9 protein-coding genes are annotated in these 12,047 nt (G+C 64.4%); 6 read left to right on the forward strand and 3 right to left on the reverse strand.

Going from position 1 to position 12,047, the window contains the following annotated elements; all coding sequences use genetic code 11:
* Positions 1–5 precede the first annotated feature (5 nt).
* Positions 6–332, reverse strand: a complete 327-nt coding sequence (locus ACN50D_RS18015; protein WP_003946362.1) for a chorismate mutase — start codon at positions 330–332, stop codon at positions 6–8.
* Positions 333–648: 316 nt separating this feature from the next.
* Between ACN50D_RS18015 and pcrA the strand changes: the two genes are divergently transcribed.
* The gene (gene pcrA, locus ACN50D_RS18020) at positions 649–3,141 is read left to right on the forward strand and encodes a DNA helicase PcrA (protein WP_211920719.1); all 2,493 of its coding nucleotides are present in this window, start codon (positions 649–651) and stop codon (positions 3,139–3,141) included.
* Positions 3,142–3,219: 78 nt separating this feature from the next.
* Here pcrA and ACN50D_RS18025 read toward each other — a convergent pair whose 3' ends face one another.
* A complete protein-coding gene (locus tag ACN50D_RS18025) occupies positions 3,220–4,242 on the reverse strand; it encodes a M23 family metallopeptidase (protein WP_064111766.1) in 1,023 nt (340 codons plus the stop codon).
* Positions 4,243–4,474: 232 nt separating this feature from the next.
* On the opposite strand from ACN50D_RS18025, the gene ACN50D_RS18030 reads away from it, so the two are divergent.
* From ACN50D_RS18030 to sucD, 3 genes are all read left to right on the forward strand, one after another.
* Complete coding sequence (locus ACN50D_RS18030; protein ID WP_228232787.1) at positions 4,475–6,316, forward strand: hypothetical protein; 1,842 nt, start codon at positions 4,475–4,477, stop codon at positions 6,314–6,316.
* Between the two features lie 179 nt (positions 6,317–6,495).
* Positions 6,496–7,665 (forward strand): ADP-forming succinate--CoA ligase subunit beta, encoded by a 1,170-nt coding sequence (gene sucC / locus ACN50D_RS18035; RefSeq protein ID WP_003946426.1) that lies wholly within the window; start codon positions 6,496–6,498, stop codon positions 7,663–7,665.
* Between the two features lie 15 nt (positions 7,666–7,680).
* Positions 7,681–8,583, forward strand: coding sequence for a succinate--CoA ligase subunit alpha (gene sucD / locus ACN50D_RS18040; RefSeq protein WP_003946432.1), 903 nt, complete (start codon positions 7,681–7,683; stop codon positions 8,581–8,583).
* Positions 8,584–8,625: 42 nt separating this feature from the next.
* Here sucD and ACN50D_RS18045 read toward each other — a convergent pair whose 3' ends face one another.
* A complete protein-coding gene (locus ACN50D_RS18045; protein ID WP_058037877.1) occupies positions 8,626–9,261 on the reverse strand; it encodes an IMPACT family protein in 636 nt (211 codons plus the stop codon).
* An 86-nt stretch (positions 9,262–9,347) separates the two neighbouring features.
* Between ACN50D_RS18045 and ACN50D_RS18050 the strand changes: the two genes are divergently transcribed.
* Together ACN50D_RS18050 and ACN50D_RS18055 are read left to right on the forward strand one after the other, a co-directional pair.
* Positions 9,348–10,391: a DUF5336 domain-containing protein gene (locus ACN50D_RS18050; RefSeq protein ID WP_064074026.1), complete on the forward strand. Its 1,044-nt coding sequence runs from the start codon at positions 9,348–9,350 to the stop codon at positions 10,389–10,391.
* Positions 10,392–10,512: 121 nt separating this feature from the next.
* Positions 10,513–12,045: a DUF6350 family protein gene (locus ACN50D_RS18055; RefSeq protein ID WP_211920715.1), complete on the forward strand. Its 1,533-nt coding sequence runs from the start codon at positions 10,513–10,515 to the stop codon at positions 12,043–12,045.
* Positions 12,046–12,047 lie beyond the last annotated feature (2 nt).

A 12,047-nucleotide genomic window follows, 5' to 3' on the forward strand; every position in this document is an offset into this window, starting at 1 on the left:
GTGCGCTAGTGGCCCAGGCGTCCGCGGCCCAGGCGCAGGAGCAGCATCGCGAGAGTGTGGCCTTCCTGGCCCAGCTCGTTGAATCGTTCTAGGACCTTCATCTCGCGGCTGTGCACCAGACGCGGACCACCCGATGCCATCCGGGTACGGCCGATGATCTGGGAGACCTCGGAGCGGCGTTTGATGGCCGCGAGGATCTCGGCGTCGAGACGGTCGATTTCTTTCCGTAGTTCGTCGATCTCCGCCTCACTCTGGGGGATCTCGACGTCTGTCGGAGCAGTTTTTACAGTATCGACAGTATTTCCATGGGGGGCTGCAGCCTGGGTGCTCATTGCTATTCGTCTCCTCTTCCTACTGCGTGGATCGTGGTCTCGGCTCGGGTCGTTACCGATCCAGGCACACTGACGAAAATGCCCCGGATCCGATTCGGACCAGGGGCGGGTGAGCTGTTCAGATCACGTGCACCGAGGTCCGGGGCACGTAAAGTAACGCCACAGCGGGCCGACGGGGTCGGCCGTGTTGTCGCGAACGGAAATGCTGAACATAGCGTCCAGTTTGCCATGCTCGACACAGGTAATCCAAGTGCCTCTACCAGCAGGTGGACGCACTGACGACCGTGTCGGTGGACGCCGGTAGCGTGGACAGGCGATGAACACGTACCCAGCACTCGGTGAGCACGACGGACATTCCCAGCACGACGGGGGCGGCGCGCGGGGACACGACGCGGGTTCGGACGCCCTCCTCGAGGGTCTCAACCCGCAACAGCGCGAGGCCGTGGTCCATGCCGGTTCGCCGTTGCTGATAGTCGCGGGCGCCGGCTCGGGCAAGACTGCAGTGCTGACGCGTCGCATCGCCTATCTGTTGGCCGAACGGGGTGTCACCCCCGGTCAGATCCTGGCCATCACGTTCACCAACAAGGCTGCGGCCGAGATGCGCGAGCGTGTGGCAGCTCTTGTCGGACCGCGTGCCAACGCCATGTGGGTATCGACGTTCCACTCCAGTTGCGTGCGGATCCTGCGAGCACAGGCGGCGCTCCTGCCCGGTTTGAACTCGAATTTCTCGATCTACGATTCCGACGATTCGCGTCGACTGCTGACGATGATCTCGAAGGACCTCGAGCTCGACACCAAACGATTCTCCGCGCGCCTTCTCGCCACTCACATCTCCAACCTGAAGAACGAACTCGTCGGACCGGAAGAGGCGGTTGTCGCAGCCGATCAGGATCCGGCCGAACTTCCGCGACTGATCGCCAAGGTCTACGGCCACTACCAACAGCGGCTGCGTGCGGCGAACGCACTCGACTTCGACGATCTCATCGGTGAGACCGTCGCGCTTCTTCAGGCGTTTCCACAGATCGCCGAGTACTACCGCCGCCGCTTCCGTCACGTGCTCGTCGACGAGTACCAGGACACCAACCACGCGCAATACATGCTTGTGCGTGAACTGGTCGGTGGAGCCGGCGAGTCCGACCACGCCGTTGCCCCGGCCGAACTGTGCGTCGTCGGTGACGCCGATCAGTCGATCTACGCATTCCGCGGAGCCACTATCCGCAACATCGAAGAGTTCGAACGCGACTACCCGGATGCTCGGACCATCCTTCTCGAACAGAACTACCGTTCGACGCAGAACATTCTGTCTGCGGCCAACTCCGTGATTTCCAAGAACACCGGTCGACGAGAAAAGCGTCTGTGGACCGATTCGGGTGAAGGCGAACTGATCGTCGGCTACGTTGCAGACAACGAGCACGACGAAGCATCGTTTGTCGCCTCGGAGATCGATCGGCTGGTGGACCAGGGCGAGACCAAGTTCGCCGACATCGCGGTGTTCTACCGGACCAACAACTCCTCGCGCGCGCTCGAGGAGATCTTCATTCGACTCGGAGTGCCGTACAAGGTGGTCGGCGGCGTTCGCTTCTACGAGCGCAAGGAAGTTCGGGACATCGTCGCGTATCTGCGCGTCCTCGCCAACGAGGACGACACCGTGAGCCTGCGACGCATTCTCAACACGCCCCGACGCGGTATCGGTGATCGAGCCGAAGCCTGCGTCGCCGTGCACTCCGAGCATCGCAACATCAGCTTCGCCGCCGCTCTCCGTGACGGCGCGGAAGGCAAAGTGGCGCTGCTCAATACGCGGTCACAGAAGGCCATCGCGTCGTTCCTCGAGATGATGGACGGGCTGCGGGCCCTGCTACCGACAGCGGCCGCCGACGAGGACGAACCGTTCGAGCTCGGTGACATCGGTGAGGTTGCCGAGGCGGTGCTCGAGCGCACCGGCTACCGCGCCGAGCTTGCGGCGAGCAGCGATCCGCAGGATGGCGCGCGACTCGACAACTTGAACGAACTCGTCAGCGTGGCAAGGGAATTCAGTTCCGACGCGCGAAACGCGGCCGGGCTGATCGATCCGGACGACGAGGAAACCGCAGCAATGCGTGAAGGTGAACCCGATCCGGGTTCGCTTGCCGCCTTCCTCGAACGGGTATCGCTTGTCGCCGACGCCGATCAACTGCCGGACTCCGACGACGGCGTCGTGACCATGATGACGCTTCACACCGCCAAGGGCCTCGAGTTCCCGGTCGTCTTCGTCACCGGTTGGGAGGACGGGCAGTTCCCGCACATGCGCGCCCTCGGCGATCCGGCGGAGCTGTCCGAAGAGCGTCGACTTGCTTACGTCGGCATCACCCGTGCCAGGCAGCGCCTGTACCTGACGCGCGCGATCATGCGTTCGGCGTGGGGGCAACCGATCCAGAACCCGCCGTCGCGGTTCATCCAGGAGATCCCGGAGGACCTGATCAACTGGCGCCGTGAGGATCCGGGCACCGGTGGCGGATTCGGAAGCGGCAGGCCGGGTTACGGCAGCGGAAGCCGCTACGGCAGCCAGGGCGGCCAGGGATACGGCGGCGGGCAGAACTACGGGGGAGGGTCCGGCAAGGCCGCGTCGACTCCCAGTTTCGGTGCCGCGCGTGGCCGCAACAACGTTCTGGTCCTCGCCACGGGTGACCGCGTCAGTCACGACAAGTACGGTCTGGGCACCGTGTTGGAAACCAAGGGCACTGGCCCCACCGCGACGGTCACCATCGACTTCGGTAGCGCGGGCAAGGTGCGGTTGATGCTCATCGGCGGTGTGCCGATGGTCAAGCTGTAGAAGACAGGCAAAAACTTCCGGCCCGTACCTGGAAAGGTACGGGCCGGAAGTTTTTCATCAGAAGCGTTGGGCTTGCGATCAGTCCTGCTCGACGCCGAGGCTGATGCCGCGTGAGGCGAGCCAGGGGAGGGGATCGATCTTGTTCTCGCCGGCGAGATGAACCTCGAAGTGAAGGTGCGGGCCGGTGGAGAAGCCGCGGTTGCCGACAGTGGCGATCTGGTCGCCGGCCATGACCTGCTGACCGACCGTGACGGTGGACGTGTCGATGTGGCCGTAGACGGTGATCGTTCCGTCTGCGTGCTGTAGGCGTACCCACATGCCGAACCCGGAAGCCGGACCTGAATCGATGACCTTGCCGTCGGCGACGGCGACGATGGGCGTCCCGATCGGGGCGGCGATGTCGACGCCGGCGTGCAGGGTGCCCCAGCGGGTGCCGAAATTGGACGTGAACGTGCCAACTGCCGGCAGGACGAACAGCGGGCGACGGGCAGCGGCTTCGCGTGCTGCGCGCTCGTCACTGAAACGCTGGCCCTTGGCAAGCAGGTTGCTGAACTGGGAGAGGTCGGTCGGCGCTGCGACGTTGAGGACCTGCGGAGCGTCGGCCTCGGTGGTGGCTGCCGTGGAGGTGGCCGGAGCGAACTGAGCGGCCTGCGGTTCTGCGGTGGTACCGATCGCGGAGGACTCGTTGGCGAGTGCAACTTCCGAGTGGTCGGCGGCAGAAGAGGAACCGTCGTTGACAACTGCCTGGCCCGCGGCGACAACCGCGCCGGCTGCAACTGCCAGAACGGCGGCGCGGCCCTTGAGAGCGGAGGGAGGGGTGGGGAGTCGGTGAGCACCGCTGCGGCGAACCGGAGATTCGACATCGACTGTCGGTGCGGAGGAAGCGTAAGTGGGGGTGCTGATCACGTCGGACTCGACGAACTGGTGAGAGTCGGAATCTGACGACGTGGAGGATGAATTTCGAGTGAACATATCGGTAGAGATCTCAGAACTTTTGGTCTCGGTGTAACGCCTGGCCGAGTGCGTTGGATAAGTGGTCGTGACCTCGTCTGGAGCTGAGTTCGAGAACCTACTAGCGGTGAACTGGCTGCGGTGATGCATATGCCGGTTCTCTCCTCGAGTTCGTGATCAGCCCGTGACTTAGACCGACTGACGGTAACGAAATGATTGCGATGGGCGCAAGCCGTAGCGGAAACCTGTCCGATTATGTGACGTGCCTCACAGCTTGACCTGGGAATATGTCGATCCGGGCAAAACGGACGAATCATCTCGTTTCGTGATCACGCGTGTCACAACCGGATCACCGGTCCATTCAGTCACTACCGTCGATCGAGTGTCCACAACACCTGGAACTACGTCGCAGGCGCGTTTCGACGACCCCGGAGTGAAGTCCGGGGCGCCACTCGCGGCGGTAATCGGACTGCTCGGTGCCGTCGGAGTGGCAGCCAGTCCCGTCGTCGGAGTCGGGAGTGGCCGCGGGGTCGACACGACGGGGGCTCTTGCTTCCGCCGCTCTCTTCGCTGCCGTCTGCACGATCGTCGTGCCGCTGGTTGCGGTGCTCACCTCGGGGCGCAGGCCCGCCTTCGCAGGTGGACTCCTGGCAGGTATCGGCGCGGTGTCCCTCGGCGCGGCGATCCTCGACGTTCAATTGTTCGTCGACGCAATCGATGCAAACCGCTTGGACCTTTTCCGTCCGATTTCGGCGGGTTCGATCGATGCGGGTCCGGGCGCTTATCTCGCGCTCGCGGGCCACGGACTTCTTGTGGTGTCCGGTGTCCTCGGCTTCATGGTCGTCCATCGTGAATCGGAGCGGGACGGATACGGCAGCGCTCGCGCCGCGGAATTCGACGGGCGATCGGTTGGCGGGCGGATCGGTGGGTGGCCGACAGCGCTGCTGATTCTGGCCGCGGTGGTGTTCGTGCTCTCCCTGTTCGGTCCTTCCTTCAGTTCGCAGGATCCGATCTTTCTGGTCAAACCGCTCGTCGACTCGGCGGCGGCCACCGCCGTCGGTACGGGATTGGTCGGCGTCGCGGTACTCGTTGCGGTCGCGGCGGCATTGACGTCCATCTCGCTACCGGTGGGCTGCGGCGCCCTGATCGGTGTCGGTCTCGGCGCACTCGCAGTCAGTGGAACCAGGGTGATGGCTGGGTTCGCGGCCGGCGATCGGATCGGCGTCGGTTCGGGATCGGTGGTCGGGGCGCTGGCCGCCGTGGTCATCGCCGTGATCGGAGTTTCAGCTCCCTACCTCGCATCCAGGCGTGAAAGAGATGCGATTCCCGCTGAAAGTGTGGTTCGCGCACCCGCGAAGACGACAAAGGGTGCGCTGAAAGCGGCGATGGTGGCTCAGTCCCGGGCGGCGCAAGCGCGGGTGAACAGACTTCACCGCGTTGCCGGTATCGGCGCAGTTGTCACCGCAGCAGTGGCGGCCCTGGGGGTGGCACTTCCGGTCCTGTCGTTGCCGGAGAACATCCCCGAACCGTCCATGCTCTCGTCTCGAGTTGTCCTGCTCGCGGCTGCTGTACTGCTGGTCGCCGGTCTGGGCTTGTTCGCCCCGGGCCGCGCCGCGGTGGTGCGGCCGGCCGTCGGCGTGTTGTGGACCACGGTCGTGATGGGAGTCGCCGCTGTCATGCAGTCGGCTGTCATCGCCACGGACGTACCGGGCGTCGGGTTGGGGGCCGGTGCCTTCGTGCTCTGCGGCGCGGCTTTCCTCGCTGCGGCGACGGGACTGCTCGTCTGGCTGGCGGGAAGCGCCGAGCGTGAGGATGTCGACACGTCGGTAGGTGGCGGTTCGCGAGGGCTGGTGCTTATCGTCGGTGGGATCGGCGCCGTCGCTGTCCTGATCGGAACCGCGCTTCCCCTCTATCAGGGCGACGCCTATACGGCGGCCTCAGTTCTGGAGTGGCCGTGGGGAATTGACGTCTGGGGTCAACTGCTCGTCGGCGTCACCGTCGTGATCGCCGCTGTGATCGCAGCGTCCGCGCGGCCGTCGCGGGGCGCGGCATTGCTGATCGGATCTGCCGTGGCAGCTCTGGTGTACGTCGGTGAGTGGCCACTCACGTCATCGCGCATATCGGACGCAACCGTGGGGGTGGGTGCGATCACAGCGGCCACGGGCATAGTGTTGCTTCTCGTTGCAGCGTTCTCGAGCGCAAGAATCAGTGAGACTGATGCTTGACAAATTCGGTGTGGCCACCTTGCCGAATCGGTGAGGCGTGCCTCATCGGGCAATTGCGCGTGACTTGGGCCACATAGCATCAATGCGGGCGCAAACCGAACGCGGCAACTGGTTAAAGTCCAGAACAGACCCGCTCCTACCCCTCGAGCGGGTGACAACGCAGACGAGACGGTGAGCAGATGGATCTCTTCGAATACCAGGCGAAGGAACTCTTCGCCAAGCACGGAGTGCCGACTTCGGCTGGACGTGTTACAGACACAGTCGCCGGCGCACGCGAGATTGCCGAAGAAATCGGTAAGCCCGTGATGGTGAAGGCACAGGTCAAGGTAGGCGGCCGCGGCAAGGCCGGTGGCGTCAAGTACTCGCCCGACGTGGATGCCGCAGTGGCAAACGCCGAGGCAATCCTGGGCCTGGACATCAAGGGCCATGTCGTCAAGAAGCTGCTGGTCGCAGAGGCAAGTGACATTGCCGAGGAGTACTACATCTCCTTCCTGCTCGACCGCACCAACCGCACCTACCTGGCCATGTGCTCGGTAGAGGGTGGCGTCGAGATCGAGGTCACCGCCGAGGAGAACCCCGACGCTCTCGCCAAGATCCCCGTCGACGCAGTCAAGGGCGTCGACCTCGCGTTCGCGCGCAGCATCGCCGAGGCAGGAAAGCTGCCCGCAGAGGTGCTCGACGCAGCGGCCGTGACGATCCAGAAGCTGTGGGAGGTCTTCATCGGCGAAGACGCACTCCTCGTCGAGGTCAACCCCCTCGTTCGTACGCCTGACGATCAGATCCTCGCCCTCGACGGCAAGGTCACCCTCGACGAGAACGCAGCGTTCCGTCAGCCCGGCCACGAGGCATTCGAGGATCGCGACGCTACCGATCCCCTCGAGCTCAAGGCCAAGGAAAACGACCTCAACTACGTCAAGCTCGACGGTGAGGTCGGAATCATCGGCAACGGCGCAGGCCTGGTCATGTCCACGCTGGACGTCGTCGCATACGCCGGCGAGAACCACGGTGGCGTCAAGCCCGCCAACTTCCTCGACATCGGCGGCGGAGCTTCCGCTGCAGTCATGGCTGCCGGCCTGGATGTCATCCTCAACGATGCACAGGTCAAGAGCGTGTTCGTCAACGTCTTCGGCGGCATCACCGCGTGTGACGCAGTTGCCAACGGCATCGTCGGCGCACTGAAGACCCTGGGTGACGAGGCCAACAAGCCGCTCGTCGTTCGCCTGGACGGAAACAACGTCGAAGAGGGTCGTCGCATCCTCGCCGAGGCCAACCACCCGCTGGTCACGGTCGTCGCAACCATGGACGAGGCCGCCGACAAGGCCGCCGAACTCGCTCACGCAGCGAAGTAAGGGACTCACAGAACAATGGCAATCTTCCTCACCAAGGATTCAAAGGTCATCGTCCAGGGCATCACCGGCGGCGAGGGCACCAAGCACACCGCTCTGATGCTCAAGGCCGGCACCCAGGTCGTCGGCGGCGTCAACGCTCGCAAGGCCGGCACCACGGTCTCGCACGTTGCAGCTGACGGTTCCCCTGTCGAGCTCCCCGTCTTCGCGACGGTCGAAGAGGCAATCAAGGAGACCGGCGCAGACGTCTCCATCGCATTCGTTCCCCCGGCCTTCTCGAAGGACGCCATCGTCGAGGCCATCGACGCGGAGATCCCGCTCCTCGTGGTCATCACCGAGGGCATCCCGGTTCAGGACTCCGCTTACGCTTGGGCGTACAACGAGTCCAAGGGCAAGAAGACGCGCATCATCGGACCGAACTGCCCCGGCATCATCACCCCGGGTGAGGCCCTCGTCGGCATCACGCCCGCCAACATTGCAGGCACCGGCCCCATCGGCCTGGTCTCCAAGTCGGGCACCCTGACCTACCAGATGATGTACGAACTCCGTGACTTCGGCTTCTCCACCGCCATCGGCATCGGCGGCGACCCGGTCATCGGAACCACCCACATCGACGCCATCGAGGCGTTCGAGAAGGATCCCGAGACCAAGGTCATCGTGATGATCGGTGAAATCGGTGGCGACGCGGAAGAGCGTGCAGCCGATTACATCAAGGCCAACGTCACCAAGCCGGTCGTCGGCTACGTGGCAGGCTTCACCGCTCCCGAAGGCAAGACCATGGGCCACGCCGGCGCCATCGTCTCCGGTTCCTCGGGAACTGCTCAGGCAAAGCAGGAAGCTCTCGAAGCTGCAGGCGTGAAGGTCGGCAAGACGCCGTCCGCCACCGCTGCTCTCGCTCGCGAGATTCTTCAGTCCCTGTAAGGGGCTTCGCACCCGTGCGTGGTTAGGGAGTCTCCGGACTCCTTAACCACGCACAGTGGTATCGACCCACATCGACCCGGCAGGTTCCAACTGCCCCGCACCGGATGTGATGGATGCGACGATCGAATCGAGATCGTCGGCGTCACCGGCGGCGAGCGTCATCACCGCCTTCGATCCATACGTAGTTCCGAGCACCGAGACGCCCCGCGCTCTCAGCTCCGCTTCCACCCGACCGGCCTCTGAGTGCCGGATCGCCAAAGTGCGCAGGATCTTTCTCTCCCTGGCCACAAGCTCGGCCGAATCGAGAGCCACCGAGACCGCTCCCGAATATGCGCGGACCAATCCACCGGCGCCGAGCTTGATTCCGCCGAAATAGCGCGTGACGACAACAATCACATCGACCAGATCTCGAGACTTGAGAACTTGAAGCATCGGCACCCCGGCAGTGCCGCCCGGTTCACCGTCGTCGTGTGCACGTTCGACGCGTGAGTTCGCCTCGTATCCGATCACGAAAGCCGAACAATGATGGCGCGCATCGGGATACAGCGATTTCTGCTCCGCGACGAACTCCGTGGCGGCTTCGGCGTCGTCTACTCGGTGAAGCGCGGCGATGAATCGTGAGTGCTTCACCTCGGTTTCGACGACGTGGTCGGCGCCGGGCGCGAGGGTGAAGGGCATCTGCCCATTGTCTCCTGTCGGTGTTAGCGTGCGAAGTCGAGACACATACGCTGGTAACCATCGAAGACCGTCTACGAGGAGAAGTCATGACGTTCACGCCGCAAGGGCCCAGCTTCGGGCCACCGAATCAGCCGGCAGCGGGCGGTGGAACCAAGAATCTCGGATTCATCCTGCTCATCGCCGTCGCGGCACTCGGCCTGATCAATTTCCTGCTCGGTTTTGCGCCCTTCACGTCGATCAGTGGAAGCAGCAGCGGCATCGGTAGCGGCCTGGATACCAGTTCGAGTTTCTTCGAATCGAGCATCTACGGCCTCGGATTCGTTTTCGCCGGCGGTGTGGTTGCAGGCGTCTCGCTGCTCCCGAAGCAGTCGTATGCAGGCATTGCCGCAGCGCTCACCCTCACGGGTTTCTTCGCTTTGGTGTTCGCCGCGTTCTCCGTCGGTACCAGCGACTACGTCGACATCAGCCTCGGTTGGGGCCTGATCATCGTGCTGATCCTCTCGTTCGTGCAGACCGTCGTCGCAGTCGCCGCGTTGTTGTTCGAGATCGGAATCCTGAAGGCGCCCGCGCCCCGACCGGTAGCTCAGCAGTACGGTCAGCAGCAGCCTTACGGCCAGGCGCCGGGGCAGGCGCCAGGTCAGCCACAGGGATACGGACAGGCTCAGTACGGCCAGCCTCAGCAGGCTCAGCAGCCGGGCCAGTACCAGCAGAATCCGCAGTACGGGCAGGCGCAGCAGCAGGGATACGGGGGAGCGCACGCCGCCCCCGTCGACCCGACCGCTTCGCAGCCGCCTTACGGCCAGACTGCGTCTCCCTACGGGCAGAACCCGGTGCAAAATCCCGGACAGACCGACTCGTCGGCCGCGACGACGTCGTCTTACTATCCGCTGACCTCTCAGCCCGGTGGCCAGCCGAACCCGAGTTACTCGTCGGATCAGTTCACCGCTCCACGCGGTTACGGCCAGCCGTACAACCAGCAGCAGACTGGCTCGACCGAGCAGCCGACGGGCTTCGAGCCGCCTACCTTCGAAGCGCCGACGCCGTCTGCGGAACCTGACCAGGGCAGCAGCGATTCCGCGGCCGAGACCAAGGTCTTCGGCTCGCAGAACCCCGACGAGCGTCAGCAGTAGTACTTCTTCGTTTCACGAACATGAATGTGGCCTCCGACCCGCTGCGGGTGGAGGCCACATTCCGTGAGCCCGACGGCGCGCCTGAGTGCGCGGCGCACTGTCGAGTGAAACCCTCGAGGGGATGAGTTCTTTGATTGATGGCACCCGGTCCCGTCCCACGTCCTCACGACCCGGACGTGGTCGTACTGGCAGCGGCCGCGTCGGCGGCGGTCGCCCGGGACCGAACCCGGACCTGGCGCGCAAGCTGCTGACCGTCGCCTTCCGACCGTCGGGCCTGACGCTGCTGCTGATCGCGGCTGTCGTCGTGGTCACTTTGGTATCGGCGAGCAGCGACCTGACCGGAACCTTCGGCGCCATTGCCACCACCTGGTTGGTCATCCACCAGGTGCCGGCGACTATCAGCGGCGTCCAACTCGGTGTACTGCCATTGCTTCCGACGGCCGTCATGATGTGGGTGGTCGCACGCCGATGCGCGTCGACTGCGGTGCACACCGACTCCCGTGACGACACCCTCCGCCTGGTGGGGGCGGCGGTAGCCGGGCCGTTGACTATCACGGCAATCGCTCTCGCCGTTGTCGCCGACGCCTCCGCGGCAATTCCGCTGTCGAGCCCCAACACGTTGGCCGCTTTCGGCTGGGTCGCCGGGATTCACCTGATCGCCGCGTCCGTCGGTGTTGCCGCTGCGCACTGGGATCGCGTCGTCGCCGAGATTCCGCCGTGGGCATCTGCCGCTGTTCGTCCGGCCGCGGCCGCGTCGGCAGCGCTGCTGGCTGCGGGCGCCGTGGCCGTCGTGGTGTCACTACTCGTGTCGTGGTCGACGGTCGGTGACCTACTCGCACGCGGCAACGGGTTTGTCGGCGTACTGGGATTGACGGTGTTGTCGCTGCTCTATCTGCCGAACCTCGTGGTCGGTGCAGCCGCGGTGATGACGGGATCGACGGCCGATTTCGGAAACGTCTCCATCAGCGTGTTCGGCAACATCGGTGGAGATCTGCCACCCTTGCCCCTTCTCGGAGCGGTTCCGGAAGGCGTCGCCGGCGGAATCTGGCCGGTGCTGTTGATCGTTCCGGCTGCGGTGGGTGTGATGCTCGGCCGTGATTGCGCTCGACGCATCGCCGGGCAGGACAGTGTGCTCGCAGTGCTGACGGCAGCTGCCGGTGCCGGCGTCGTCATGGCTCTGCTTGCCCTTGCTGCGGGGGGAGACCTCGGGCAGTTCGGCACCGTCGAGGTCCTGTGGTGGGGCTTCGGTCTTCTGACTTTTGCGTGGCTGGGATTGTTCGGAACCGTCTCGGCGCTGTTCGCGATGTGGTTCTCACACCGCGGACACATGAAGGACGAGGTTGCGCCGCCGACGGCTGAACCGGCTCGAGCATCCGAGCCCGAACTTGCGATCACGGCCGCGGCCACAACGGATGGCGAGGACGACGAAAACGCCGACGAAGTGCTCGCCCAGGAATCTGCGGTGGTAGTGACCAAGGTCGTCGAAGCCGAAATTGTCGAAGAATCAGGCGAACCCGTGCAGGTAGTGACAGAGGAAACCGTCGAGATCGAAGTAGTCGACGCGGAGGTTGTCGCGGCACCCGAGGCGGACCCCACAGCCGGGGCGGAGCCGGAGACCGACCTGCCCTCGAAGCCGCAGGAGTCCAGCGACTAGGC

The sequence above is a fragment of the Rhodococcus sp. SB1D genome (assembly GCF_048573875.1).
In the GTDB taxonomy this organism is placed as follows: domain Bacteria; phylum Actinomycetota; class Actinomycetes; order Mycobacteriales; family Mycobacteriaceae; genus Rhodococcus_F; species Rhodococcus_F qingshengii.

Coding starts and splice junctions, on each gene's coding strand:
- ACN50D_RS18015 (WP_003946362.1), bottom strand. CDS start 332: ATGAGCACCCAGGCTGCAGCCCCCCATGGAAATACTGTCGATACTGTA.
- pcrA (WP_211920719.1), top strand. CDS start 649: ATGAACACGTACCCAGCACTCGGTGAGCACGACGGACATTCCCAGCAC.
- ACN50D_RS18025 (WP_064111766.1), bottom strand. CDS start 4,242: ATGCATCACCGCAGCCAGTTCACCGCTAGTAGGTTCTCGAACTCAGCT.
- sucC (WP_003946426.1), top strand. CDS start 6,496: ATGGATCTCTTCGAATACCAGGCGAAGGAACTCTTCGCCAAGCACGGA.
- sucD (WP_003946432.1), top strand. CDS start 7,681: ATGGCAATCTTCCTCACCAAGGATTCAAAGGTCATCGTCCAGGGCATC.
- ACN50D_RS18045 (WP_058037877.1), bottom strand. CDS start 9,261: ATGCCCTTCACCCTCGCGCCCGGCGCCGACCACGTCGTCGAAACCGAG.
- ACN50D_RS18050 (WP_064074026.1), top strand. CDS start 9,348: ATGACGTTCACGCCGCAAGGGCCCAGCTTCGGGCCACCGAATCAGCCG.
- ACN50D_RS18055 (WP_211920715.1), top strand. CDS start 10,513: ATGAGTTCTTTGATTGATGGCACCCGGTCCCGTCCCACGTCCTCACGA.